We start from the raw sequence: 24243 nt of genomic DNA on the forward strand, positions 1-24243 counted from the left end.
AAAACCATCGGTGGACACGAGCCGTGAGGCTCGTGTCCACCTCTTTCCAGGAAGAGGGGACCGCGCAACCGATGTCGCTCGCTTCGTCTTCCGGACGCCGTCTGCCGACCCAATGGCTGGGCGTCGCGCCGTTTTTCCTCTTCGCCTTCCTGTTTCTCCTGCTGCCCGCCGTGTCGATCGTCGTCGGCGCGTTTCGCGGCGCGGATGGCGGCTTTACCTTCGACAACGTCGCCGGTCTCAGTTCCCCGAACATCCGCAATGCCTACTGGGTTTCCATCCGGATCAGCTTCTGGTCGGCGCTGCTCGGCTGCCTCATCGGCTTCGCGATGGCCGCGGCCGTCGTCCTCGGCGGCTTGCCGCGCTTCATCCGCTCGCCGCTCTTGACCTTTTCCGGCGTTGCCTCGAACTTTGCCGGCTTGCCGCTCGCCTTCGCCTTCATCGCCACCTTCGGCCCGGCCGGCCTTATCACCGTCTGGCTGCGCACCGAGTTCGGCATAAACGTGCGCGCCGCCACAGGCTTCAATCTGTTCAGCACCACCGGCCTCATCGCCACCTACCTGTTCTTCCAGGTGCCGCTGATGATCCTCATCATCACGCCGGCGCTGGACGGGCTGCGCCGCGAATGGCGCGAGGCCGCGGAGATCCTCGGCGCGACCTCCGCGCAATACTGGCGCATGATCGCCTTCCCGATCCTCGTCCCGTCGCTGCTCGGCACCTTCGCGCTCCTGTTCGCCAATTCGTTCGGCGCCGTCGCGACGGCCTTCGCGCTTGCCGGCCCGCAGCTCAACATCGCCCCGATCCTGCTGTTCTCGCAGATCCGCGGCGACGTCCTGGGGAGCCCGGGCCTGGGCTACGCGCTGGCGCTCGGCATGATCGTCATAACCGGCATTGCCAACACGCTTTATCTTTGGCTGCGGGCGCGCACGGAGAGGTGGCAGAAATGAAGACCTTCGCTGCCTGGACCGCGTTCCTGCTGGGGTCGCTGATCTTCATCCTCCCGCTTGTCGGCATGACCGAGTTTTCGCTGTCCATGCGGCGCGGCGAATATTCCTTCGACGCCTACGCCTCGGTGCTCGCCGATCCCCAGTTCCGGGAAACCTTCACCTATTCCGTTGTCATGGCGCTCGTCACCATCGTCTTCGGCATCCTGCTCGTGGTGCCGACCGCCTATTGGGTAAGGCTGCGCATGCCCTACCTTCGGCCGTTGGTCGAGTTCATCACGCTGATGCCGCTTGTCATTCCGGCCATCGTCATCGTGTTCGGCTATATCCGCCTCTACAACACGTCGAGCTGGCTGCCGTTGACGGGATCGGACACCGGCACCAACATCCTCTTGATGTTCGGCTATACGGCGCTGGCGCTGCCCTACATGTACCGCGCAGTGGACACCGGCCTGCGCAGCATCGACATCGCGACGCTGACCGAGGCCGCCCAATCGCTCGGCGCGGGCTGGACGACGATCTTCGGGCGCGTCATCCTGCCCAACGTCTTCGTGTCCGTGCTCTCGGGCGCGTTCCTGACCTTCGCCATCGTCATCGGGGAGTTCACGCTGGCCGCACTGCTCAACCGCCCCGCCTTCGGCCCCTATCTCCAGTTGGTCGGCGCCAACAAGGCCTACGAGCCTTCGGCGCTTGCGGTCATCTCGTTTGCCATCACCTGGCTCTGCATGGGCCTCATCCAGATCGTGGTACGGCTTGCCCCCAAGCCGCCCGCGCAGTCGCACTGAACCGGGACGCACCAATGGTCGAACCATTCCTCAAGATCGAGCATGTCCGAAAGACCTTCGGCGCGACGACGGTCGTGCAGGATTTCAACCTCGACGTCGCCGGCGGCGAGTTCATTTCCTTCCTCGGCCCGTCGGGCTGCGGCAAGACCACCGTCCTGCGCATGGTCGCCGGCTTCGAGGAGCCCTCCGACGGCAAGATCGTCGTCGGCGGCAAGGACATCACCCGGCTGAAGCCCAACCAGCGCAACATCGGCATGGTTTTCCAGGCATATGCGCTGTTTCCCAACCTGACGGTGGCGCAGAACATCGCCTTCGGCCTGAAGGTCGCCGGCGCCCCGAAGGCCGACTGCGACAGGCGCGTCGCGGAAATGCTGGAGTTGATCAAGCTGCCGCAGTTCGGCGACCGTTATCCCTACCAGCTCTCCGGCGGCCAGCAGCAGCGTGTCGCGCTCGCCCGCGCCATCGCGCCGAAGCCCAAGCTGCTGCTTCTCGACGAGCCGCTGTCGGCGCTCGACGCCAAGGTGCGCGTGGCGCTGCGCGACGAGATCCGAGCCATCCAGAAGGAACTCGGCATCACCACCGTCTTCGTCACCCACGACCAGGAGGAGGCGCTGTCGATCTCCGACCGCATCGTGGTCATGTATGGCGGCAAGGCCGAGCAGGTCGGCACGCCTTTCGAGATCTACAACCGGCCGGCCACCAAATTCGTCGCCAACTTCGTCGGCACCCTCAATGTACTGGAGGGCGTCGTTACCGATGCCGCGGAAGGCAGGGTGAAGGTCGGCGCCGGCGAGGTCATGCTGAAAGGCAAGCTCAACGGCTCGAAGGCCGGCGACACGCTGTCGCTCGCCCTGCGGCCGGAAGCCATTTCGCTCGGCAAGCGCGACGGACGCGACGCAACCCTCGACGGCAGCATCTCGGACGTCAGTTTCCTGGGTTCGGTCATCCGTGTCCGCGTCGGCATCGGCGGCGATGCGGTGTCGCTCGACACCTTCAATTCGCCGGCGTCGCCACCCCCGAGGGTCGGCGAGAAGGCGCAGATAAGCTTCTCGCCCGACGACGTGCTCGTGCTGCACTAGCCGGCGACGCCAGGCGGGGCGGCCGGGCCCGCGCACAAGCCGCATGCGACCCGGCGCCGTTCAAGGTTGAAATCCGCAGCCGATCCGCGATAGGAGGCGCAATCCGGCTCACGGTCGCCGGAAGGACCTGCGGCGCCGCACGAGCGACAGGAGCACACTTCGTGAAAACCATTACGCTCGACGCGTTGCAGGCGATGGTCGGCCAGGAAAGCGGCCTTTCGTCATGGCGCGAGGTCACGCAGACCATGATCGACCAGTTCGCTGAGGCGACCGACGATCACCAGTTCATCCACTGCGACCCCGTTCGCGCCGCCGCCGAGACGCCGTTCGGCGGCACGATTGCCCATGGGTTTCTGACGCTGTCCCTGCTTTCGACCTTCGCGTTCGAGACCGCGCCCAAACTCGAGGGCGCCGACATCGGCATCAATCACGGCTTCGACCAGGTGCGTTTCGTCGCGCCGGTCAAGACCGGTTCGCGCATCCGCGCCCGGTTCACCCTCGCCGACGTCAAGGCGCGTCCATCCGGCTGGATCCAGGTGACCAACGACGTCTCGATCGAGATCGAGGGGTCCGCCAAGCCAGCGCTCACCGCGCGCTGGCTGACCCTGGCCTTCGTGCCGCCGAAGGACCGCTGAACCGACATCAACCGGGAGATTGGTTACGTGCCGCAGATCTGCATCGTCGTCGAATATGAAACCAATGAAGGCGCCGAGGAGGAGTTCACCGCCCTGGCCATGGATCATGCGCGGCGTACGCTGATCGAGGAGCCCGGCTGCCTTCGCTTCGACGTCACGAAGCCGCTCGACGAAAACGGGCGGCCGATCGCCAATGCGGTGATGCTGAACGAGATCTTCACCGACGAGGCGGCCTTCGCGGCGCATGGCGACAACCCGCGCCTCGCGGTGCTCAGGAACGCCACCGCGCCGCTGGTCAAGTCGCGCAGGCGGGTGGTTTCGAACATCGTCAACGGTCCCGCCGAGGAGACCGGCATGGCGCCTGACCAGCTCAACGCCTCAAACGACGGCTGAAGCCCTGCCGCCCTCGCCGGCCGCCGGGCGGCCGGGCTAGCGGCGCGCCTTCCTTGGTCCGCCGGGGATGGACGATGACGTCGCCGAAACCGGATCGCTGGCCGGAAACGTATCCTCGAGACCTTCTTCCAGTTCCTCCTCGAGTTCGTCGGCGGTGCGCTTCTGCCGGCGCTTTTCGCGCTCGAGCGACCTGACGGCCGGCGACTGGGTCGCGCTGTCGCGCGCTTTCGAATTGCTCATGTCGCATCACCTCCTGCTCCCGGATTACATAGGAGCCCCTGCGCGCCGCGCCAGCCCGCGCACCCGCCCGTCCACATGCCTGAACGGAATTGTCGCCGCCCATGAACCTTTCCGTGGGGTTGGAACACCCATTCCCAACTGGCGAGCACGCCGGTTGCAGTCCAACCCTGGAGGAAGTGAACATGAAACGCCTTGCTATCCTGGTCGCCACGGCGACCTTCGCGGCTTCGATCGGCGCCATGAAGGCTGACGCCAGCCCGCTCAGCGACTGTTACGACGAAGTCATCTCGTCCTGCGGCTATCTCTGGCCCGGCCAGGACTCCGGCGATGCCGGATATTCGAGCTGTATCAGCTCCGGCATGGACCTCTGCGACGGTGCCCACAAGAGCGTCGGCGCCGGCAAGATCAAGGGGTTCAAGGCCGTGAAGCCCCGCGCCAAGCTCAAGTTCCGCGCGAACTGATCAGGATCGACATGCGGGGCGGCGCCATGCCGCTCCGCATTCTCACGACGCCTCGTCGCGCGCCGCTTCGCAGAGAAAGGTGAAAACGTAGTCGCTGAACGAGCGCCAGCATTCGATGCGGAAGGCGTCCTGCGCCGTCCGCAGCAGCACGATCTCCACCTTGCCGAGGATCGTCCTGGAGCAGGCCCCGACCGGGAAAGCCTGCAGCGACAGGTCCTGCGGGCAACCTGCGTTGACGACCGCCGCGGCGCCCGGGCCCGTCACCGAGATCGCGACGTTGCGATGCGACACGGTTGCGGCCGAATGCAGTCCCTTCACCCTGGCGCAGGCCTCAAGCGGATCCTTGGCGCCTTCGTCGATGACCAGCCACTCGTCCGGCCCCAGCCAGAGCGCGACACGGCTGCCCTTCGTCTCCGATGTCTTTGGTGCCCGCGGCAATGGCAGACCGAGCGCCTTGGAAAGCGCCGCGACAGCGTCTGGCCGCGCGCGGAGCGCGACGCGGTGCGCCGGCGGCAGCACGGCCAGCTTCACCTTCGGCGCGGAGAATTCGCGGCCGGCAAGGGCCGGCTCGCGGTCGGCGGTGTGGGCGACCTTAGCCATTGAGACGGCCTCCCTTCTCGTCGAAGAACACCGGCTGGCAGATCTCGACCTCCAGCGTTCCGGACGGCATCGGCACGAAAAGCGTCTCGCCCATGCGCGCGCGCCCGTCGACGACGAGGCCGAGCGCGATGGATCGCCCGCAATTCTCCGACCAGTAGCTCGACGTGACATGGCCGATCATGGTCATCGGGATCGCCTGCTGGGGGTTGGCGACGATCTGCGCGCCTTCTTCCAGCACGTTGCGGGGATCCTTCGTCTTGAGGCCCACCAGTTGCTTGCGTCCGGCGGCCACTAGATCCGGCCGGCTCAGGCCGCGGATGCCGACGAAATCAGTCTTCTTCTTGCCGATCGCCCAGTCGAGCCCCGCGTCGTTCGGCGTCACCGTGCCGTCAGTGTCCTGGCCGACGATGATGTAGCCCTTTTCGGCACGCAGCACGTGCATCGCTTCGGTGCCGTAGGCGCAGGCGCCATGCTTCTGTCCTTCTGCCCAGAGCGCTTCCCAGACCGCCTGGCCATAGTCGGCCGGCACGTTGACCTCGAAGCCGCGGTCGCCGGTGAACGACATCCGGAACAGTCGGGTCGGCACGCCGCAGATTGTCCCTTCGCGCACCGACATGTGCGGCATCGCCTCGTCCGACAGGTCGATGCCCTCGACCAGCGGCGCGACGATCTCGCGCGACCTCGGCCCCTGCACGGCGATCACCGCCCACTGCTCGGAAATCGATGTCAGCCAGACGTCGAGTTCGGGGAATTCGGTCTGGAGGTAGTCCTCCATGTGGTTCATGACACGCGCGGCGCCGCCGGTCGTGGTGGTGACATGGAACCGGTCGGGCGCCAGCCGTCCGACGACGCCATCGTCATAGATGAAGCCATCCTCGCGCAGCATGATGCCATAGCGGCAGCGGCCGACCTCGAGCTTCTCCCAGGGATTGGTGTAGAGCAGTTCCATGAACTTCGCCGCGTCGGGTCCGACCACCTCGATCTTGCCCAGCGTCGACGCATCGAACAGTCCGGCAGCCTGGCGGACCGTGACGCATTCGCGGTTGACCGCCGCATGCATGTCTTCGCCGGCGCGCGGGAAGTACCAGGCGCGCTTCCACTGGCCGACATCCTCGAACACGGCGCCCAGCGCCTCGGCGCTGGAATGCATCGCGGTCCTGCGGGTCGGGTCGAACAGCGGTCCGCGCGCATGGTTCACGATGGCGCCGAAGGTCACCGGCGTGTAGGGCGCGCGGAAGGTCGTGAGCCCGACCTCCGGTATGTCGCTGCCCAGCGCCTCGGCGGCAATGGCGAGGCCGTGCATGTTCGACGTCTTGCCCTGGTCGGTGGCCATGCCGTTGGTGGTGAAGCGCTTGACGTGCTCGATCGAGCGCATGCCCTCGTGCACCGCCTGGCGGATGTCCTTTGCCGTGACGTCGTTCTGGAAGTCGACGAAGGCTTTCACCGTCGTGCCGGCCCCTGCCCCCGGGCCGGCGCCGAGCATGCCGCCCGTCCAGCCCTCGCCTGCCTCGGCCTTCGGCTTTGCGCCCCTGGCGGCCTTGCCCCCGGCATCCCTGGCCGCCTTTGCGCCGGCCGCATAGCCCTCGTTGAGCGACGCTTCAAGGCTGTCCGTCCCGTTGCACGCGCCGACCGAGACGCAGTCCTGCGCATAGGTGCCCGGCAGGAAGCGCCGCGTCGCGTCGTCGAACGCGACCTTGCCGCGCGACTGCGAGAACAGGTGCACCGATGGCGTCCAGCCCGACGACATGATGAGCGCGTCGACCGGGATGCTGCGCTCGCCGCCGCCGCTCTTGGGCTGCACGACGATCGACGACACGCGCAGCCTGCCGCGTGTCCTGACCACGGCGCGGCCATGGTTGATCTCGATGCCCAGCGCGCGCGCCTCGTCGATCAGCGGTCCGCTGGGGTTGTCCCTGAGGTCGACGATCGCAGCGATGTTCACGCCGGCCTTCCGGAGGTCGATCGCCGCCGCATAGGCGCTGTCATTGGCGGTATAGACGCCGACATTCCTGCCCACCGCGACGCCGTAGTGGTTGAGATAGGCGCGCGCGGCCGAGGCGAGCATGACGCCTGGCCTGTCATTGTCGGCGAACACCATCTGCCGCTCTATCGCGCCGGTCGCGATGACGACCCTTTTCGCGCGCACCTGCCAGAGCCGCTCGCGCGGCTGGTCGTGGCCGGGGGCCGCCAAGTGATCGCTGACGCGCTCGGTCAGCCCGACGAAGTTCTGGGCGTAGTACCCGAAGGCCGTGGTGCGCGGCAGCAGGCGCACATTGTCCATCGCCGCCAGCTTCGCGACCGCGGTCTGCGCCCAGCCCCAACCGTCCTGTCCGTCGATCCTGGCGCCGCTTTCGAACCGCAGCGCGCCGCCGAATTCCGCCTGCTCGTCGGCCAGGATGACGCGCAGGCCGCTTTGCGCGGCCGCCAGCGCCGCCGCGATGCCCGCCGCGCCGCCGCCGAGCACCAGCACCTCGCAATGGGCGAAGCGCGAGGAATAGTGGTCGGGATCGGGTTGGTCCGGCGCGACGCCGAGGCCGGCGGCGGCGCGGATGTTCGGCTCGTAGAGGCTCTTCCAGGCCGCCTTCGGCCACATGAAGGTCTTGTAGTAGAAGCCGGCCGAGAAGAACGGCGAGAACAGGTCGTTGACCGCGCCGACATCGAAGGAAAGCGCCGGCCAGCGGTTCTGCGAATGCGCCTCCAGCCCGTCATAGAGCTCCTGCACGGTCGCGCGCACGTTCGGCGTCTTGCGCGCCGCGTCGCGCGCGACGGTGACCAGCGCGTTGGGCTCCTCCGCGCCGGCCGACAGGATGCCGCGCGGCCGGTGATACTTGAACGAGCGCCCGAGCAGGTGGACGCCGTTGGCGAGCAGCGCCGAGGCCAGCGTATCGCCCTCCAGGCCGCCCATCGGCCTGCCGTCGAAGGTGAAGCGGGCGGTTCTCGCTGGCGTCAGCCGGCCCGCGCCGGGGATGCGGAAAGGCTCGGCCATCACGCGTCCTTCTTCTTCGCTGCGGCGCGCTTGCGCGGCTTCTTGACGTTGAGCTGGTCCGGCGGCCGGTTGGCGTAGGCCGCCGGTTCGCTCGACGCCGGACGCTCGATGTCGGGTTTCGGTTCGCCGGCCTTGTAGGTGATCAGGAACCTGTCGGTCACGGTGTCGCGCACGGCGTTGAAGAAGCGCGCGCAGCCATGCACGTGCCGCCAGCGCTCGAAGATCACGCCTTTCGGGTTGGTGCGGATGAAGAAGAACTTTTCGAAGTCCTCGTCGCTGATCGCGGCGATATACGCCGAGCGGGCGATATGCGCCTCGCCGGCATTGCGGAACTCGAGTTCGGGTCGCTCTTCCTCGCAGTAGGGGCAGCGGATGAGAAGCATGGTTTCCGCTCCCTCAGTGCGCGACGGCGGCGGCCGCCGCCTCATCGATAAGCCGACCCGTGCGGAAGCGCTCCAGCGTGAACGGCGCATTGATCCTGTGCGGCTCGTCCCTGGCGATGGTGTGCGCGAAGACGTGGCCCGAGCCCGGCGTCGCCTTGAAGCCGCCCGTGCCCCAGCCGCAGTTGACGTAGAGGCCCTGCACCGGCGTCTTCGCCAGGATCGGCGAGCGGTCGGGCGTGACGTCGACGATGCCGCCCCAGGAGCGCAGCATCTTCATGCGCGTGAACATCGGGAACATTTCGCAGATCGCGTCGAGCGTGTGGGTCAGGATATGGAGCCCACCAGTCTGCGAGTAGGAAACGTACTGGTCGGTGCCGGCGCCGATCACCAGTTCGCCCTTGTCCGACTGCGAGATGTAGGCGTGCACGGTGTTCGACATGACCACGCAGGGAAACACCGGCTTGACCGGCTCCGAAACCAGCGCCTGCAGCGGATAGCTCTCGAGCGGCATGCGCACGCCGGCCATGTCCATGAGGACGGAGGAATGGCCGGCAGCAACGACGCCGAGCTTCTTTGCGCCGATGAAGCCGCGCGTCGTCTCGACGCCGCTCACCGCGCCGCCGGGCGTGCGCCGGATGCCCTTCACCTCGCAGTTCTGGATGATGTGGACGCCGCGTGCCGACGCGCCGCGCGCATAGCCCCAGGCCACGGCGTCGTGCCGGGCGGTGCCGCCACGCCGCTGCAGCGCCGCGCCCACCACCGGGTAGCGCGCATGTTTCGAGATGTTCAGCGGCGGACAGAACTCCTTCGCCTGTTCCGGCGTCAGGAACTCGTTGTCGACGCCGTTCAGCCGGTTGGCGTGGATGTGGCGTTTCAGCACCTGGATGTCATGCACATTGTGCGCCAGCATCATCACGCCGCGCGCCGAATACATGACGTTGTAGTTGAGGTCCTGGGAGAGCCCGTCCCAAAGCTTGACAGCGTGGTCGTAGATCCCCGCGCTCTCGTCGTAGAGATAGTTGGAGCGGATGATGGTGGTATTGCGGCCGGTGTTGCCGCCGCCGAGCCAGCCCTTCTCCAGGACGGCGACATTGGTGATGCCGTGCTCCTTGGCGAGATAGTAGGCTGTGGCGAGGCCGTGGCCGCCGGCGCCGACGATGATGACGTCGTATTCCGGCCTCGGCTCCGGCGAGGACCACTGCTGTTCCCAGCCCTTGTGGCCGCGCATGGCCTCCCTGGCGATGGCGAATACCGAATATTTCCGCATGGTGCGTCGACTGGCCCCGCGAGTATCCGCCGGGACATTCCCGGCGCAGGCGAGGTGTACCACTAGCGAAAAGCCGGTGTCACCCTTGCGCTGTCTGCGACGGTGGTTGCCGCTTTGCGTCATGCGCGAGCGGTGACAGCATCCGTTCCTGTCCGGCAGGTATCGGGTGGTGGCCCGCAGCGGAAATTTGTCATGCCCCGGGAACGGTCGTCACAGGCCGCTCAACCCGAAAGGAAATGACATGTTCTCGCTCACCAACAAGGTCGCCATCGTCACCGGCGCCAGTTCCGGCATCGGCCGGGCGACGGCAAGGCTGTTCGCCGAACAAGGCGCCAGCGTCGTGCTGGCGGCCCGGCGACATGACGAACTTGAATCGCTCGCCGCCGAAATAGCGGAAGACGGTGGCCAGGCGCGCGCGCTTGCCGGCAACGTGCGCGACGAGGCCTATGCAAAAGCGCTGGTCGAACTCGCCACGGGTGCCTTCGGCGGGCTCGACATCGCCTTCAACAACGCGGCGATCGTCGGCGCAATGGGGCCGGTCTCCGACCTGTCGGTCGAGAACTGGCGCGATACGCTTGAAACGAACCTGACTGGCGCGTTTCTCGGCGCGAAATACCAGGTTCCCGCCCTGGTCGAGCGGGGTGGCGGTTCGTTGATCTTCACCTCGACCTTCGTAGGCCACACGGTCGGCATGCCGGGAATGACGGCCTACGCAGCGAGCAAGGCGGGGCTGATCGGGCTGACGCAGGTGCTGGCCGCCGAATACGGACCGAAAGGCATCCGTGTAAACGCCTTGCTTCCCGGCGGCACGGACACGCCGTCCGCCACGTTCAAGACTCCGGAGCAGCGCGGCTTCGTTGAAGGACTACATGCGCTGAAGCGCGTCGCGCAACCCGAAGAGATCGCGCAGTCGGCGCTCTACCTGGCATCGGATGCTTCGAGCTTCACGACGGGCGCGGCGCTCTTCGCCGACGGCGGCGTGTCGATCAACCGCACCTGAGCGACGAGCGCGGAGGGTGCGCGGTCAGGCTGCCGCGCGCCCTCAGCTACGCGCGCCGCGCGACTTTCATATTCGGCAGGAAGATCGTCAACAGCCCGAGCAGCGGCAGGAACGAGCACAGCCAGAAGACATAGTCGATGCCGCGATAGTCGGCGAGCACACCGAGCGCGGCCGCGCCGATGCCACCGAAGCCGAAGGCAAGCCCGAAGAAGATGCCGGCGATCATGCCGACCCGGCCCGGAACCAGTTCCTGCGCGAACACCACGATCGCCGAGAAGGCCGACGACAGGATGAGACCGATCAGGACCGCGAGCACGTTGATCCAGAACAGGTCGGCGTAGGGCAGCGCCAGCGTGAACGGCAGCACGCCGAGGATAGAGAACCAGATCACGGTCTTGGCGCCGAAGCGGTCGCCGAACAGCCCTCCCAGCACCAGGCCGGCGGCCGACGCGCCGAGGAAGGCGAACAGCATGATCTGCGAGCCCTGCACCGTGACGCCGAACTTCTCGATCGCGTAGAAGGTGTAGTAGCTCGACAGCGACGCCATGTAGATGTTCTTGGAGAAGGTCAGGACGGTCAGCACCACCAGCGCGGCGATCACCTTGCCGCGCGGCAGCGGCGGGAACATCGACGCGGGCATCCTGCGGCCGTTGCGGTCGCGCAGGTGCGCCGCATACCAGCCGCCGACCTTCCACAGGACGACGATGCCGACGAGCGAGCCGATCGTGAACCAGGAGACGCTTGTCTGGCCGAACGGAACCACGATGAACGCGGCGAGCAGCGGGCCGACCGCCTGGCCGAAATTGCCGCCGAGCTGGAAGATCGACTGTGCAAGCCCGAAGCGGCCGCCGGACGCGAGCCGCGCGACGCGCGACGATTCGGGATGGAAGATCGCCGAGCCGAGGCCGATCAGCATCGCGCCCAGCACCAGCACGGGATAGCTGTGCGCATGCGCCAGCACGACCAGCCCGACCAGCGACGAGCCCATGCCGACCGGCAGCGAATAGGGCAGCGGCCGCCGGTCCGTGTACATGCCGATCAGCGGCTGCAGCAGCGAGGCCGTGCCCTGGAACGCAAGGGTGAGCAGCCCGATCTGCCAGAAGTCGAGATGGTAGTTGTCCTTCAGCAGCGGGTAGATCGCCGAAAGCAGCGACTGCATCACGTCATTGATGAAATGGCAGAGGCTGACCGCCAGGATGACGGCGATGACGGTGCCATCGACTCTCGATGGCCGGCTCTCGATGCTGCTGTCGGTCACGTCTGGTTCCGGCGATGCGGGGACTGCGCGTGGCAGTTGCACTACGCCCAAAAGACAGTCAAGGTTATGAGGCAGCCGGGGCGAGCTCTGATGCCAGGCGGCCTTCCGGCGCCGCGAGGCACCCGACGGGGCAATCCGCACTCGACAAAGCGCACCGATTCTGCTATCAGCCGCCACAATTCGCGGTGGTAACAGCCGCGACAGCGTTTGGCTATTTGCCAAATCATTGTTTCTTAACACGAAAGCAGGATTGCCCGTGCAGGTACTCGTCCGCGACAACAACGTCGACCAGGCGCTCCGCGCCCTGAAGAAGAAAATGCAGCGCGAAGGCATCTTCCGCGAGATGAAGATGCGCGGGCATTACGAGAAGCCTTCCGAGAAGCGTGCGCGCGAAAAGGCCGAGGCCGTCCGCCGCGCCCGCAAGCTGGCCCGCAAGCGCGCGCAGCGTGAAGGTCTGCTGCCGATGACGCCGCGCCAGACGGCGGCAAATGCGGGTCCCGGTCGCCCGGCGCGCTGACGCCCCTTTTTCGTCCTTTTCCGGCGGTACGGCATTACAGGTGGGGCGATGCGAATCGCCGCCACCTTTCTTTCGTCGCGTCACCGCGATGCAATGATCACGCCCCGGGCCTCGCCAGGTTCGGCATCAGGGAAAAATACGCAATGACTGCAGCCATGGGCGACCGCGAGCCGAAGATGCGCAGCGGTTTGGTCATGGCGGCGCTGTTGGCGGGCCTGCTGGCCTCCGCCTGCCAGAGCACCGGACCGACCGGCGAACTCACCACCATCGATACGGCGCAGGGCTCCGAGCAGAACATTTCGTCGCTGACCGCCGTCATCGACCGCAATCCGCAGGATCCGGAAGCCTACAATGTGCGCGGATCGGCCTATGGCCGCGGCGGCAAGTATCGCGAGGCGCTGGACGACTTCAACAAGGCGATCGCGCTCAGGCCGAATTTCTACCAGGCCTATGCCAACCGCGCCCTGATCCACCGCTTCCTCGGCGACCAGCAGAGCGCGCTCAACGACTACAACCGCTCGATCCAGCTCAATCCGAGCTACGACGCCGCCTATATAGGCCGCGGCAACCTCTACCGGCGGGCTGGCCAGGTGACGCTCGCCTTCAACGATTTCCAGAAGGCGATCCAGCTCGACACGACCGACGCCCGCGCCTACCACAACCGCGGCCTGATCTATCAGAGCCAGGGCCAGCACGCATTCGCGATCGAGGATTTCTCGAGCTCCATCTCGATGTCGCCCAGCGCCCCGGAACCGTATAACGGCCGTGGCCTCTCCTACCTCGCCATGAACGACGAGGACAACGCGTTCGCCGACTTCAACACCGCCATCAAGCTCGATGGCAAGGTGGCCGAGAGCTGGGCCAACCAGGCCCTGGTCTACGAGCGGCGCGGCGAAAAGGACAAGGCCGCGAAGTCTTACCAGCAGGCGGTGCGCCTCGACCCCAACTACAAACCCGCCGTGGACGGTCTGGCTCGCGTCAAGGGCAGCTGACCGGCCGCTTCGGGGCAGCGTTTTTCGATGAGAAAGTGAGGCCAAGATGATCAGGAAGTTCACCCTTGCCGCAGCCGCCAGCGCCATGGTCGCCCTTTTTGCCCCACCTGCCAGCGCCGACAATATCAAGCTCGGACTGCTGACCTGCGAGATCGAAGGCGGCACGGCGCTCATCATCGCGTCGCACAAGGGGCTGTCCTGCACGTTCAAGTCGTCGCGCAGCGGCCGCCGGGAACACTACACCGGCATGATCTCCAAGATCGGGGTCGATGTCGGGGTGACGCACCAGGGTTCGCTGCAGTGGGCGGTGTTTGCGTTGAGCAGCAAGCACAAGGCCGGCGCTCTGGCCGGCGAGTATCTCGGCGCGACCGCCGAGGCCAGCATCGTGGCGGGCGGCGGCGCGAACCTGCTCGTCGGCGGCTTCCAGCGCTCGTTCACCCTGCAGCCGCTGAGCGTGCAGGCGCAGACCGGCCTGAACCTTGCGCTTGCCGTGACCTCGATGAGGCTTTTCGAAGCGACCAAGTAGTCGCGCGACCGGGGTCGCGCCGCAGAAAATGGCGCGATCTCGGAACCTTGAGGGCACGCCGGCAGTTGTTGGCGATAGCTTCAAGGAGATAACGACCATGAAACACCTGCTCATCGCAGCGGCTTCGGCCGCCCTGCTCGGCTTTGCCACTCCTGCCGGCGCCCAGAACGAGGGCATCGAACTCGGCAAGCTCGACTGCAGGGTCGAAGGCGGCGCGGGCTTCGTCATCGGCTCGACCAAGGACGTGCTCTGCACCTACACCCCGGCCGACGCGTCGATGGCGCCGGAGACCTATCATGGTGAGATCAGGAAGATCGGCCTCGACGTCGGCGTCACCGGCGAAACGCTGATGACGTGGGTCGTCCTGGCTCCCAGCAAGGACATCTACGCCGCGGGTGCGCTGGCTGGAAACTATGTCGGCGCGGGCGCCGAGGCGTCGGTCGCCGTCGGTGGCGGCGCCAACCTGCTGGTCGGCGGCTCGGACAAGACGTTCACGCTTCAGCCGCTCAGCGTCCAGGCGCAGACCGGCCTCAACATCGCCGTCGGCGTGACCGACTTCCAGTTGCGCGCTTCGGCGGGCTGACGCCCCTTGCCCGGCATGGCTTGTTGTCGGTCGCGCGAAAGCGCGGCCGGCGACTAACTTCAGCGCAGCAGGCGTTGCTCGAGCCAGCCGACCACATAACCCCGTATTGCATCGACATGCTCGTCGGTCTCGATCGCTCCGGCAAGTTCCGATATGCGCATGGCCGCCGCCAAGAGGAAAATCCGGCGTCTGTCGAGCACCCTGCCCGTTCGCGCTTGGTAGGCGGCAGCCGTGCGAGCCGCGAGATCGGCATCGACAAGTGATATCTGCACGAGTTCCCGGTGCGGCGGACCAAAGCCTGAATCGGCGAAGTCGAAGATTCCCTTCAGCCGACCTTGCTGATGATCGAAGGCCATGTTCCAGCCATGCGCGTCGAAGTAGCCGTAGACCTCGCCGAGCGGATCGGGCGGCAGTGCGCGATAGTCGGCGATGGCGGCCTGCGCGGCCTCCCGCAGATGCTCTGGCAGGTACGGCCACACCGGTGCGAGCGTCGCGTCCGCCGTATCCCACCAGCCGACCGGCAATGCTCCGGCCTCGCGCATGACGGCTGGATCGACCGCATGCATTTCGGCCAGGAAAAGCGCGATGTCGTCCGCCAGCCGACGGCGCGCTTCCTCGTTCAGGCGCGCATAGCCCTGGCCGTCGAGCGTTGCGCCCGGCAGCTTGCCGTGCAGCGAGAAGAGCGGCGGCCCCTGATGGAGGGTCATGTCGGGCACCGCCATGGTGAGCCGCGGACGGACGGCCGCCAAGAGCGACGCCTCGCGCCTCAGCGCCTCCTCGGCATCTTCACCCTCGGGAAATTTCGCGATGAACCGACCACCGACATCGACGGCGATGCTGTGCCAGCCCCTGCCGGCAATTGTGAATGGCATGCCGGCGAAGGAAGGACGGGCGGCGAGGATGGCCGCCCGGTAGGCTTCGGGTACGTTTTCCGGGACCCGAAGACCGATCAGTGATCCATCGCCTTGACGATTTCCTCGGTCATCTTCTTGGCGTCGCCGAGCAGCATCATGGTGCCGTCCTTGTAGAACAGCGTGTTGTCGATGCCGGCGTAGCCGGAGCCGAGCGAGCGCTTGACGAACAGGCAGGTACGCGCCTTGTCGACGTCGAGGATCGGCATACCGTAGATCGGCGACGACTTGTCGTCGCGCGCCGACGGGTTCGTCACGTCGTTGGCGCCGATGACATAGGCGACGTCGGCCTGGGCGAACTCGGAATTGATGTCCTCCAGCTCGAACACCTCGTCATAGGGCACGTTGGCCTCGGCGAGCAGGACGTTCATGTGGCCGGGCATGCGTCCCGCGACCGGATGGATCGCGTACTTCACCTCGACGCCCGCGGCCTTCAGCTTGTCGGCCATCTCGCGCAGCGCGTGCTGCGCCTGGGCGACCGCCATGCCGTAGCCGGGCACGATGATGACCTTCTGCGCGTTCATCATCAGGTAGGCGGCGTCGTCCGCCGAACCCTGCTTCACGGTGCGCTCGATGCCGTCGTCGCCACCGGCGGCCGTCTCGCCGCCGAAGCCGCCGAGGATGACCGAGATGAAGGAGCGGTTCATGCCCTTGCACATGATGTAGGACAGGATGGCGCCCGACGAGCCGACCAGCGCGCCGGTGATGATCAGCGCCAGGTTGCCGAGCGTGAAGCCGAGCGCCGCCGCCGCCCAGCCGGAATAGCTGTTCAGCATCGACACGACGACCGGCATGTCGGCGCCGCCGATCGGGATGATCAGCAGCACGCCGAGCAGCAGCGAGATCGCGACGATCAGCCAGAAGGTGGTGAAGCTCTCGGTCGACACCAGCATGACGATCAGCACGACAAGCGCGATGCCGAGCGCCGCGTTGATGACATGGCGCGCCGGCAGCATGATCGGCTTGCCGGACATGCGGCCGTCGAGCTTCAGGAAGGCGATGACCGAACCGGTGAAGGTGATCGCGCCGATGGCGACGCCGAGGCTCATCTCGACCAGCGCCTGGCTGTGGATGTCGCCGGCGACGCCGATGCCGAAGCTTTCCGGCGCGTACATCGCGGCGGCGGCGACCATGACGGCGGCCAGGCCGACCAGGCTGTGGAAGGCGGCGACCAGTTGCGGCATCGACGTCATGGCGATGCGCCGCGCAGTCAGCGCGCCGACGCCGCCGCCGATGGCAAGGCCGACGACGATCAGGCCGAAGCCGGTGACGCTCGGGGTCGCCAGCGCCAGCGTGGTGGCGATGGCGATGGCCATGCCGACCATGCCGAACATGTTGCCGCGCCGGCTGGTGGTCGGGTGCGACAGGCCGCGCAGCGCCAGGATGAACAGGATGCCGGAGACGAGATAGAGGAAGGAGGCGACGTTCTCGTTCACGTCACTTCTCCTTCTTCTTGTACATGGCGAGCATGCGCTGGGTGACCAGGAAGCCGCCGAAGATGTTGACCGACACGAGCACCAGCGCGACGAAGCCGAAGCCGGTCGCCAGGCCCGAGGCCGAGATGCCGACGGCCAGCAGCGCGCCCACAACGATCACCGACGAGATCGCGTTGGTCACCGCCATCAGCGGCGTGTGCAGCGCCGGCGTAACCGACCACACGACGTAGTATCCGACGAAGATCGCCAGCACGAAGATCGCGAAGCGGAAGACAAACGGGTCGATGACGCCGCCGGAGATCGCGTGCGCGGCGTCTCCCGCCGCGGCGGCCCCGACCTCGACATTGGCGAGCGCGGCGCGCGCCGTCGCAACCGCCTGGTCGAGCTGGTCGAGCGCCTGTTCGAGCGCGGTCTTTTCCATCACCCCTCTCCCCCGGTTTCCGGCTTGCCGGCCTTCTTCGCCGCCGCCTTCTTCGGCGCGGCCTTCTTCGGCGCGGCTTCCGCCGCATCCGTGGCCGGATCGTCGCCGCGGTTCTGGCCCGGCACGATCGCCTTCGGCTTTTCAGCCGGCGCGGCCGCGACATTGGCGAAGGCCGAATGCACCACCTTACCGCCGTCGGTCAGCATGGTCGCCTTGACCAGTTCGTCCTCGCGATTGACCGCGAAGGTCTTGGTCGACTTGTCGACCATGGTCTCGACGAAGGCGTAGAGGTTCTTGGCGTAGAGCAGCGATGCGGACGCGGCGACACGGCCGGGCACGTTGAGATGGCCGACGATCTTCACGCCGTTGGCGGCGGTCACCACCTTGCCGGCTTCGGCGCCCTCGACATTGCCGCCACGCTCCACCGCGAGGTCGACCAGCACCGAACCCGGCTTCATCGAGGCCACCATCGCGGCCGACACCAGCTTCGGGGCCGGACGGCCCGGGATCAGCGCGGTCGTAATGACGATGTCCTGCTTGGCGATGTGCTCTGCGGTAAGCGCCGCCTGCTTCGCCTGATACTCCTTGGACATCTCCTTGGCGTAGCCGCCGGCGGTCTCGGCCGCCTTGAATTCCTCGTCCTCGACCGCCAGGAACTTCGCGCCGAGCGACTGCACCTGTTCCTTCACTGCCGGGCGCACATCGGTCGCCGTCACGACCGCGCCGAGGCGGCGCGCCGTGGCGATGGCCTGCAGGCCGGCAACCCCGACGCCCATGATGAAGACCTTGGCGGCGGGCACCGTGCCGGCCGCCGTCATCATCATCGGCAGCGCCCGGTCATATTCGCCGGCGCCGTCGATCACCGCCTGGTACCCGGCGAGATTGGCCTGGGACGAAAGCACGTCCATCGACTGCGCCCTGGAGATGCGCGGCATGAACTCCATCGCGAAGGCCGTCACCCCGGCGCCGGCCATCGCGGCGACCGCTGCTTCGTTGCCGTAGGGGTCCATGGTGGCGATCACCGCCGCGCCCGGCTTGTAGCCCTTGAGCTCCGCCTCGGTCGGGCGGCGCACCTTCAGCACCAGATCGGCGCGCCCGGCATCCGACGCCTTGCCTATCGAGCCGCCGGCCTTCACGAACTCTTCGTCGGTGATGCGCGAGCCGAGCCCGGCGCCGGCTTCAACGACAACATCGAGACCGAGGCCGGCAAGCCGCTTGACCGTTTCCGGCGAAGCGGCGACACGCGGCTCGCCCGCGATTTCTTTCGGGATGAATACGACTTGGCCCACCGCGCCACTCCTTTCGGCTGAAACCCCGCGCCCAAGGGCGGCCGATGCCGCCCCCGACAAGACCCAGGCTTCGGTCAGTTCAGGTGATGTGCGTCGGCACGTCGCGCAGGGCGAAGCTCAGCACGCCGATGACCACGATGAACAGGATGGTGGCGGAGAAGAAGCCGGCCGTGGTGAAGAAACCGAACGCCATCGCGACAAGCAACGCCACGCACGCGATCGTGCAGTATTTGGCGAGCGCGATGAACGTCTTGTAGGTTTTCTCGTGCTCGGGGTAATCCATCTGCGCGCCCGTCTCAACGGGGCCGGTCGGCGAATGGTCGGCCATGTGATCCCTCCGAATAGCTGTCAGGGGCACATATCGAAAAGCTGCGCCAAGGGCAATGGCAGGATTGGTCCATCCCCTGCGACAAGTGTGTCGACGCCTTGGCTCCGGCGGCATCCGGGACGGCGGCCGTGCGGACTCGGCGTGCTATGGCGCGCAGCCGTCGTTGACGGCCCAGGGGCGGTTGGCCTCGGCATACTTCTTTGCCTCGGCCTCGACCAGCGAGACGATGACCGCCTGGTCGGCCTGCAGCAACTCCGACTGCTTGACGAATTTCGACCCGTCCCATTCGAGCATCCAGGCGCCGGAATGGCCGGTATGGTCTTCGCAGGAGGTCGCGAACGGCGCGATCATTTCGGTGACGCCGATTTCCGCCAGCCGGGCTTCGTCGAGCTTCAGGTTCTCGAAACCCCAGCGCAGTTGCTCGGCGCTGACGATCCGGCTGTCGAAATGCTCCTGCGCCACGCGGATCGCCTCGACCGTGAACATCGAGATCAGGACGCCGCGCTGGTAGAACACCCAGTCGAATTCGCCCTCGCCGATCTCCGTCCTTTTCGGGTCGAGCACGTATTTCTTGATGTCCTGCATCGCCCGCGAGTCGGAAACCGGCGCGCTCCAGGAAAGCGACCGATAGCCCTTGGCGGCCTCGCCGACGCCTTTCAGGTCGCCGTCATGGCCCGACCACCAGATGCCGATGAACCTGTCCATCGGAAAGCCGACCTTCACCGCCTCGGTGATCGCCCCCGCGTTCATCGTACCCCAGCCCCACAAAAGCACGAGGTCGGGGTTCTCCACGCCGATACGCTGCCACTGCGCCGACTGGTTCTGCATTTCCTTGATGCCGACCGGGATCGGCACGAAGGCGAAGCCGTGCCTGTCGGCGAGCGACCGCAGGAGCGGAATCGGGTCCTCGCCATAGGGAGCATCGAGATGCAGAAGCACGATCTTCTTGCCTCTCAGGGCCTCCAGGTTGCCGTCCGAGACATATCTCAGGATCATCGAGACCCCGTCCCAGTACGACGCCGGCAGGTTGAACGCCCATTTGAAGATCTGGCCGTCGGACACCGCGGAGAAACCGTAGCCGGGCGTCAGGATCGGAATCCTGTCGGCGTTGGACCGCGACAGGAGTTGCAGCGCGATCGCCGTCGACCAGGGTTGCGTGACGATCCCCGTCGCCTTCGTCCTTTCGAAGCACTCGACGCCCTTGAGCAGCGAATAGCCGGTCTCGCACTCCTCATAGCCCAGCTTGACGCCGTTGATGCCGCCGTCGCGCTCGTTGATCATCGCCATGTAGTCGCGCTGGCCGTTCATCAGCGGTGCGCCCGTGGAAGCAAATGGCCCCGACCGGTAGGACAGGTTCGGCAGGCTGAGGATATCCTCGGCAAGCGCGCCGGCCGACGCCGACATGAGCGCCAGCGCCGCCGCGACAGCGATGCGGAATGTCCTGCGGGCCATCGGATATCTCCTGTCGCTTCAGCCTCGTCGGGCCGTCCTTACAGGATTGTCACCCGTTAGAGAATGATCCGGAAATGCCTATCCCCCCAGTTGCGGGAACAGGCCGAGCAGCCCGATGGCGATCAGGTAGATCGCCACGATGTAGTTGAGCAGGCGCGGCATGATCAGGATGACGACGCCCGCGATCAGCGAGATCAGCGGCGTCAGCGGAAGGTTGCCAAGGTCCATGGACATCTCCTCTCGATCGTCCGGCCGCCCCTGCGGCCGGTGCGGCGCGACGTCCGACAACGGTGCCGCCAGCAGAAAGTTCAATTGCCGGCAGGCGGGCGCCGCCTGTCGACGGGCCGACGGACGCCGGCCGACTCAGGCCGCTTCGCGATAATATTTCGCCGTAGGGAGGATTGTCAGCGGCGGAAGCTCGCCCCTCGCCGGCTTGGCGAACAGCATGCGCTGCTCCATCGGCGTCGACTTGAAGAACGGAAAGCGCTTCAACTGGCTTTCCCTGTCCTTGTTTGCGTCCGTCCGGAACAGGATGACCCTGTTGTAGACCCCGGGATACGACCTCGGCTCGCTGATCTGCTCGGAATGGTAGATGCGCTTGTAGAAGCCGGCATGGTCTTCGCGCACGGTCGACAGGCCGTAGGGTGCGCGGAAGTGGAAGCACGCCATCGGCGCGAGGCGAAGCACCACGTAGGGGAGTTGCGGGTAGACGCGCGTCCATTCGGGATCGGAAGCGAAGCGGCTCGGACAGATGAAGGTGTCGCCCGCATCGAGCATCGGATAGACGATGTCGCCGAACGCCTTGGACGAGGGTGACAGCGGCGTGGCGGACGTCACGTGATGGATGCGCAGCGTGCTGACCAGTTGCTGGTCGACGTAAATGCCGAAGCGATAGACGTTCGGCGTTTCGTCCAGCTCGTCGTGGATGATGTGGGAGTCGCTGTAGGGGACCATGTCGTTCGACCGGTAGGCCTTGTATCTGAGGCGATAGACGTCCTCGAGATCTTCGCCCTTGTCGCAACGACGGTATTCGGTCCGCTCGAGCAGCGACTCTACTTTACGGACGAAAGATGACGCCTCTGGCGACGCGTTTTCACTTGTCACTCCGGAATCCGTGTCAAGTGTCACCAACTGCGCAATCATGCTCGGCCCCCACGCTGCTCCAAAGAGCGTACGGCACATTCATGAAATATGTAAACTTTTAAATTCCACGAGGTGCATTTACGTCATGTTAACCTTAACAAAACGCAAATTGAGCCGAACAAGCGTAAAATGCCGTTCATTTCCTCGCGGTCAGGGGCGGATCGGAGTGCGCGAAAGCGGCTTCAGCTGACGGCGACGGCGCGACCGGCGTCGCGGATATCCTTGGCGAAGGGCCAGACCGTGCTCGACATCGTGTCGATGCCCGACGCCGTCAGCGCGGCCCCGAACAGGAAGCCCTGGACGAAGTCCGGCTTGACCTGCAAGGCCAGTATCTTCAGCTGCTCGAAGGTTTCCACGCCCTCGATGGTGACCGTCAGGCCGAGCGAGCGCGACAGGCTGACCGTTCCCTTCAGCAGCTCCAGCGAGCGCGAGTTCTGGCTGATGTCCATCAGGAAGCTGCGGTCGATCTTCACCTTGTCGAGCGGCAGCTTGTGCAGGTAGCTCAGGCTGGAATAGCCAGTGCCGAAGTCGTCGAGCGCGATCCGCACGCCGAGCGCCTTCAGTTCCTCGACATACTGCCGGGTGAGCGACTTGTCGTCGAGCAGCGCCGTCTCGGTCACCTCGATCTCGAGGCGATGCGGCGCCAGTCCTGACGTGGCGAGCGCGTTGCGGACCTTGTCGATGACGTCGCGGTTGCGGAAATCCTTGGCGGACAGGTTCACCGACACGCTGATCTGGTCGGCCCAGCGGACGCACTCGCCGCAGGCCGCCTGAAGCACGAAGTGGCTGATCTCGGAGATCATGCCCATCTCTTCTGCGAGCGGAATGAAGACGGCGGGCGAGATCGGCCCGAGGTCGCGGTGCTCCCAGCGGCAGAGCGCCTCGCAGCTGGAAATGCGCATCGTGTCCATTGCCACGATCGGCTGGTAGACGACCCGCAGCGCGCCGGACTCGATCGCCACGCGCAGGTCGGCCTTCATCAGCTGCCGGTTGCGGAACGCCTCGTCCATCGACGCCTCGAACAGCCGCCAGTCGTTCTTGCCGAGTTCCTTGGCCTTGTAGAGAGCCAGGTCGGCCTTGACGATCATGGCGTCCACATCGGTATCGCCGACCCGCGACAGGACCGCGCCGCCACTCGCCTGGACGCGCAGGGCATGTCCGGCGACGTCGATTTCGCCCTGCAGACCGGCGAAGATCCTGTCGATGATGTCCGACAGGTGACTTGCATCGTCGACATGGTCGACGAAGACCATGAATTCGTCGCCGCCGAACCGGCTGACCTTGACGGTATCGCTCGCGAACGCCGCCAGGCGCTCCGCCACCGCGTAGATGAGCCCGTCGCCGACGGGGTGCCCGAGGGTGTCGTTGACGCTCTTGAAGTCGTCGAGGTCGAGTACGGCGAGGCCGCACAGTCGGTCGCGGCTGCCGGTGGACATGATCTCGCCGACCAACTCGTGGAAATAGGCGCGGTTCGGCAGGCCGGTCAGGTTGTCATAGCGGGCCATCGAGCGGATCTTCTCCTCCGCATCGACGCGCTGGGTGACGTCTTCGAAGGTGATGACGCCGAGTTCCTGGCTGCCCTCCCGCGCCGAGAACTCGAAATGCTGGCCGTTCGACAGCGAAACGAGAACCTTGCGGTTCCGCCCTTCGCGCAAGGCGCGCGTCAGTTGCCCCTCGATGAAGGCGCAGTCCTTGGCCGCGAGCATTCCGCCCGCCACGCCGCGCATCAGCATCGAATGGATGGTCCGGCCGAGCAGCGCGTCGGGCGACTTGAACGACATCAGGTGCGCGGCTTCCGCATTGGCCACGACGACGCGGCCGCGCGGCCCGAGCATGACCAGCCCGTGCGACATCGTGTTGAGCGCGCGATTGAAGCGCTCGGCAATGCGGTTCGCCCGCTTTTCCGCGGAAATGGCGGTGAACAGCACGTCCCGGACGGTCATCGCGTAGCGGTGGATGGCGAGCAGGAACGGCGCCGAAAGCAGGCCGAGCGCGACGTGGTAGAAGTCGCCGCGCAGGATGAAGCCGAGCGACATCGGGCAGGTCAGCGAGACGATCAGGATGATCACCATGCGCGGCGAGCCGTAGTTGCGGCCGGCAATGCCGGTGGCGGTGGCCAGCGAGATGCAGACCGCGGCGATTTCCGAGAAGCTGTCCTGCGCCGTGTAGATGGCGACCAGGCTGAACGTGCCGAGCGTGACGCCGTGCATGGCGCCGTAGACGATGTAGTGGTTCTCGCGCTTGCGCGCCTCCTCGCGCGTGGTGATCGGCGGCAGCGACGCGAACCGGCGCATGTTGAGGACGCGAACGAAACCCACGGCGAGCAGGCAGATCACGATGGCGAGGAACGCCGAATTGCCGGTCTTGGCCCACACCAGGCCGATCAGCGCGGTCTGCGCCGAGATGCCAATGGCGAGCGTGAACCCGTCGCGGAAAAGGGTTTCCACGAACGGGATATAGACGTCGTCCGGCAGCTCGTGTTTTCGTCTTGCAGTCACGCGCGGTTCCCGACCTGGGACCCCAGCAGTGCCACAATCGCATTAAGAAAGGCTTAGAAAGCCGCCTCTTTGCCCGGGATCGATCCCGTGAAAAGCCCGGAATTCAAAGGCATGACGGG

At 66.0% G+C, this 24243-nt stretch carries 26 protein-coding genes; 11 read left to right on the forward strand and 15 right to left on the reverse strand.

Annotation, left to right across the window (positions count from 1 at the left end; translation table 11 throughout):
* Positions 1-71 precede the first annotated feature (71 nt).
* The 5 genes from ABUE31_RS05660 (at position 72) to ABUE31_RS05680 (ending at position 3833) form a co-directional block, all read left to right on the forward strand.
* Positions 72-944 carry an ABC transporter permease gene (locus tag ABUE31_RS05660; RefSeq protein WP_367722564.1) on the forward strand — a complete coding sequence of 291 codons (873 nt, stop codon included), beginning with the start codon at positions 72-74 and terminating at the stop codon, positions 942-944.
* Positions 941-1726, forward strand: a complete 786-nt coding sequence (locus ABUE31_RS05665; protein ID WP_367722565.1) for an ABC transporter permease — start codon at positions 941-943, stop codon at positions 1724-1726. The genes ABUE31_RS05660 and ABUE31_RS05665 overlap by 4 nt, the downstream gene beginning before the upstream one ends.
* Positions 1727-1740: 14 nt before the next feature.
* Positions 1741-2805, forward strand: coding sequence for an ABC transporter ATP-binding protein (locus ABUE31_RS05670; protein WP_367722566.1), 1065 nt, complete (start codon positions 1741-1743; stop codon positions 2803-2805).
* Positions 2806-2966: 161 nt separating this feature from the next.
* Positions 2967-3440, forward strand: a complete 474-nt coding sequence (locus ABUE31_RS05675) for a MaoC family dehydratase (RefSeq protein WP_367722567.1) — start codon at positions 2967-2969, stop codon at positions 3438-3440.
* A gap of 27 nt (positions 3441-3467) precedes the next feature.
* The gene (locus ABUE31_RS05680) at positions 3468-3833 is read left to right on the forward strand and encodes a putative quinol monooxygenase (protein WP_367722568.1); all 366 of its coding nucleotides are present in this window, start codon (positions 3468-3470) and stop codon (positions 3831-3833) included.
* Between the two features lie 36 nt (positions 3834-3869).
* Here ABUE31_RS05680 and ABUE31_RS05685 read toward each other — a convergent pair whose 3' ends face one another.
* On the reverse strand, positions 3870-4073 hold the full coding sequence (locus ABUE31_RS05685; protein WP_367722569.1) for a hypothetical protein: 204 nt from the start codon (positions 4071-4073) through the stop codon (positions 3870-3872).
* A 182-nt stretch (positions 4074-4255) separates the two neighbouring features.
* Between ABUE31_RS05685 and ABUE31_RS05690 the strand changes: the two genes are divergently transcribed.
* Positions 4256-4534, forward strand: a complete 279-nt coding sequence (locus ABUE31_RS05690) for a hypothetical protein (protein ID WP_367722570.1) — start codon at positions 4256-4258, stop codon at positions 4532-4534.
* 42 nt (positions 4535-4576) lie between these two features.
* Here the strand turns inward: ABUE31_RS05690 and ABUE31_RS05695 are convergent, their stop codons facing one another.
* The 4 genes from ABUE31_RS05695 to ABUE31_RS05710 are packed head-to-tail and all read right to left on the reverse strand — an operon-like array spanning position 4577 to position 9770.
* A complete protein-coding gene (locus tag ABUE31_RS05695; protein ID WP_367722571.1) occupies positions 4577-5134 on the reverse strand; it encodes a sarcosine oxidase subunit gamma in 558 nt (185 codons plus the stop codon).
* Positions 5127-8120, reverse strand: a complete 2994-nt coding sequence (locus tag ABUE31_RS05700; RefSeq protein WP_367722572.1) for a sarcosine oxidase subunit alpha — start codon at positions 8118-8120, stop codon at positions 5127-5129. The genes ABUE31_RS05695 and ABUE31_RS05700 overlap by 8 nt, the downstream gene beginning before the upstream one ends.
* Entirely contained in the window at positions 8120-8503 is a 384-nt protein-coding gene (locus ABUE31_RS05705; RefSeq protein WP_367722573.1) for a sarcosine oxidase subunit delta, read from the reverse strand. Before ABUE31_RS05705 ends, ABUE31_RS05700 begins: the two co-directional genes overlap by 1 nt.
* A 13-nt stretch (positions 8504-8516) precedes the next feature.
* Entirely contained in the window at positions 8517-9770 is a 1254-nt protein-coding gene (locus ABUE31_RS05710; protein ID WP_367722575.1) for a sarcosine oxidase subunit beta, read from the reverse strand.
* A 241-nt stretch (positions 9771-10011) separates the two neighbouring features.
* On the opposite strand from ABUE31_RS05710, the gene ABUE31_RS05715 reads away from it, so the two are divergent.
* Complete coding sequence (locus tag ABUE31_RS05715) at positions 10012-10770, forward strand: SDR family oxidoreductase (protein WP_367722576.1); 759 nt, start codon at positions 10012-10014, stop codon at positions 10768-10770.
* Between the two features lie 46 nt (positions 10771-10816).
* Here the strand turns inward: ABUE31_RS05715 and ABUE31_RS05720 are convergent, their stop codons facing one another.
* Positions 10817-12028 (reverse strand): MFS transporter, encoded by a 1212-nt coding sequence (locus ABUE31_RS05720; protein ID WP_367722577.1) that lies wholly within the window; start codon positions 12026-12028, stop codon positions 10817-10819.
* A gap of 256 nt (positions 12029-12284) precedes the next feature.
* On the opposite strand from ABUE31_RS05720, the gene rpsU reads away from it, so the two are divergent.
* The 4 genes from rpsU to ABUE31_RS05740 all read left to right on the forward strand — a co-directional run bounded on the left by rpsU (position 12285) and on the right by ABUE31_RS05740 (position 14646).
* Positions 12285-12545, forward strand: coding sequence for a 30S ribosomal protein S21 (rpsU, locus tag ABUE31_RS05725; protein ID WP_367722578.1), 261 nt, complete (start codon positions 12285-12287; stop codon positions 12543-12545).
* Between the two features lie 143 nt (positions 12546-12688).
* On the forward strand, positions 12689-13537 hold the full coding sequence (locus tag ABUE31_RS05730; RefSeq protein ID WP_367722579.1) for a tetratricopeptide repeat protein: 849 nt from the start codon (positions 12689-12691) through the stop codon (positions 13535-13537).
* Between the two features lie 46 nt (positions 13538-13583).
* Complete coding sequence (locus tag ABUE31_RS05735) at positions 13584-14063, forward strand: DUF992 domain-containing protein (RefSeq protein ID WP_367722580.1); 480 nt, start codon at positions 13584-13586, stop codon at positions 14061-14063.
* Positions 14064-14160: 97 nt separating this feature from the next.
* Complete coding sequence (locus tag ABUE31_RS05740; protein WP_367722581.1) at positions 14161-14646, forward strand: DUF992 domain-containing protein; 486 nt, start codon at positions 14161-14163, stop codon at positions 14644-14646.
* A 59-nt stretch (positions 14647-14705) separates the two neighbouring features.
* On the opposite strand, the gene ABUE31_RS05745 is transcribed toward ABUE31_RS05740, so the two are convergent.
* The 9 genes from ABUE31_RS05745 to ABUE31_RS05785 form a co-directional block, all read right to left on the reverse strand.
* A complete protein-coding gene (locus ABUE31_RS05745; protein ID WP_367722582.1) occupies positions 14706-15518 on the reverse strand; it encodes an aminoglycoside phosphotransferase family protein in 813 nt (270 codons plus the stop codon).
* A 77-nt stretch (positions 15519-15595) separates the two neighbouring features.
* Positions 15596-16993 carry an NAD(P)(+) transhydrogenase (Re/Si-specific) subunit beta gene (locus tag ABUE31_RS05750; RefSeq protein WP_367722583.1) on the reverse strand — a complete coding sequence of 466 codons (1398 nt, stop codon included), beginning with the start codon at positions 16991-16993 and terminating at the stop codon, positions 15596-15598.
* Between the two features lies 1 nt (position 16994).
* Complete coding sequence (locus tag ABUE31_RS05755; protein ID WP_367722584.1) at positions 16995-17414, reverse strand: proton-translocating transhydrogenase family protein; 420 nt, start codon at positions 17412-17414, stop codon at positions 16995-16997.
* Positions 17414-18703 carry a Re/Si-specific NAD(P)(+) transhydrogenase subunit alpha gene (locus ABUE31_RS05760; RefSeq protein WP_367722585.1) on the reverse strand — a complete coding sequence of 430 codons (1290 nt, stop codon included), beginning with the start codon at positions 18701-18703 and terminating at the stop codon, positions 17414-17416. The genes ABUE31_RS05755 and ABUE31_RS05760 overlap by 1 nt, the downstream gene beginning before the upstream one ends.
* Before the next feature lie 79 nt (positions 18704-18782).
* Positions 18783-19031, reverse strand: coding sequence for an aa3-type cytochrome c oxidase subunit IV (locus ABUE31_RS05765; RefSeq protein ID WP_367722586.1), 249 nt, complete (start codon positions 19029-19031; stop codon positions 18783-18785).
* A gap of 144 nt (positions 19032-19175) precedes the next feature.
* A complete protein-coding gene (locus ABUE31_RS05770; RefSeq protein ID WP_367722587.1) occupies positions 19176-20483 on the reverse strand; it encodes an ABC transporter substrate-binding protein in 1308 nt (435 codons plus the stop codon).
* A gap of 78 nt (positions 20484-20561) precedes the next feature.
* Positions 20562-20711, reverse strand: a complete 150-nt coding sequence (locus tag ABUE31_RS05775) for a DUF3096 domain-containing protein (RefSeq protein WP_367722588.1) — start codon at positions 20709-20711, stop codon at positions 20562-20564.
* A gap of 135 nt (positions 20712-20846) precedes the next feature.
* Positions 20847-21587, reverse strand: a complete 741-nt coding sequence (locus tag ABUE31_RS05780) for an N-acyl amino acid synthase FeeM domain-containing protein (protein WP_367722589.1) — start codon at positions 21585-21587, stop codon at positions 20847-20849.
* A 221-nt stretch (positions 21588-21808) separates the two neighbouring features.
* The gene (locus ABUE31_RS05785) at positions 21809-24124 is read right to left on the reverse strand and encodes a putative bifunctional diguanylate cyclase/phosphodiesterase (RefSeq protein ID WP_367722590.1); all 2316 of its coding nucleotides are present in this window, start codon (positions 24122-24124) and stop codon (positions 21809-21811) included.
* Positions 24125-24243 lie beyond the last annotated feature (119 nt).

Origin of the sequence: Mesorhizobium marinum (assembly GCF_040813675.1) — a bacterium.
GTDB classification, from domain to species: Bacteria; Pseudomonadota; Alphaproteobacteria; order Rhizobiales; family Rhizobiaceae; genus Mesorhizobium_K; species Mesorhizobium_K marinum.

Coding starts and splice junctions, on each gene's coding strand:
- ABUE31_RS05690 (WP_367722570.1), top strand. CDS start 4,256: ATGAAACGCCTTGCTATCCTGGTCGCCACGGCGACCTTCGCGGCTTCG.
- ABUE31_RS05660 (WP_367722564.1), top strand. CDS start 72: ATGTCGCTCGCTTCGTCTTCCGGACGCCGTCTGCCGACCCAATGGCTG.
- ABUE31_RS05755 (WP_367722584.1), bottom strand. CDS start 17,414: ATGGAAAAGACCGCGCTCGAACAGGCGCTCGACCAGCTCGACCAGGCG.
- ABUE31_RS05730 (WP_367722579.1), top strand. CDS start 12,689: ATGACTGCAGCCATGGGCGACCGCGAGCCGAAGATGCGCAGCGGTTTG.
- ABUE31_RS05700 (WP_367722572.1), bottom strand. CDS start 8,120: ATGGCCGAGCCTTTCCGCATCCCCGGCGCGGGCCGGCTGACGCCAGCG.
- ABUE31_RS05735 (WP_367722580.1), top strand. CDS start 13,584: ATGATCAGGAAGTTCACCCTTGCCGCAGCCGCCAGCGCCATGGTCGCC.
- ABUE31_RS05685 (WP_367722569.1), bottom strand. CDS start 4,073: ATGAGCAATTCGAAAGCGCGCGACAGCGCGACCCAGTCGCCGGCCGTC.
- ABUE31_RS05740 (WP_367722581.1), top strand. CDS start 14,161: ATGAAACACCTGCTCATCGCAGCGGCTTCGGCCGCCCTGCTCGGCTTT.
- ABUE31_RS05670 (WP_367722566.1), top strand. CDS start 1,741: ATGGTCGAACCATTCCTCAAGATCGAGCATGTCCGAAAGACCTTCGGC.
- ABUE31_RS05765 (WP_367722586.1), bottom strand. CDS start 19,031: ATGGCCGACCATTCGCCGACCGGCCCCGTTGAGACGGGCGCGCAGATG.
- ABUE31_RS05705 (WP_367722573.1), bottom strand. CDS start 8,503: ATGCTTCTCATCCGCTGCCCCTACTGCGAGGAAGAGCGACCCGAACTC.
- ABUE31_RS05695 (WP_367722571.1), bottom strand. CDS start 5,134: ATGGCTAAGGTCGCCCACACCGCCGACCGCGAGCCGGCCCTTGCCGGC.
- ABUE31_RS05775 (WP_367722588.1), bottom strand. CDS start 20,711: ATGGACCTTGGCAACCTTCCGCTGACGCCGCTGATCTCGCTGATCGCG.
- ABUE31_RS05770 (WP_367722587.1), bottom strand. CDS start 20,483: ATGGCCCGCAGGACATTCCGCATCGCTGTCGCGGCGGCGCTGGCGCTC.
- ABUE31_RS05715 (WP_367722576.1), top strand. CDS start 10,012: ATGTTCTCGCTCACCAACAAGGTCGCCATCGTCACCGGCGCCAGTTCC.
- ABUE31_RS05745 (WP_367722582.1), bottom strand. CDS start 15,518: ATGCCATTCACAATTGCCGGCAGGGGCTGGCACAGCATCGCCGTCGAT.
- ABUE31_RS05710 (WP_367722575.1), bottom strand. CDS start 9,770: ATGCGGAAATATTCGGTATTCGCCATCGCCAGGGAGGCCATGCGCGGC.
- ABUE31_RS05665 (WP_367722565.1), top strand. CDS start 941: ATGAAGACCTTCGCTGCCTGGACCGCGTTCCTGCTGGGGTCGCTGATC.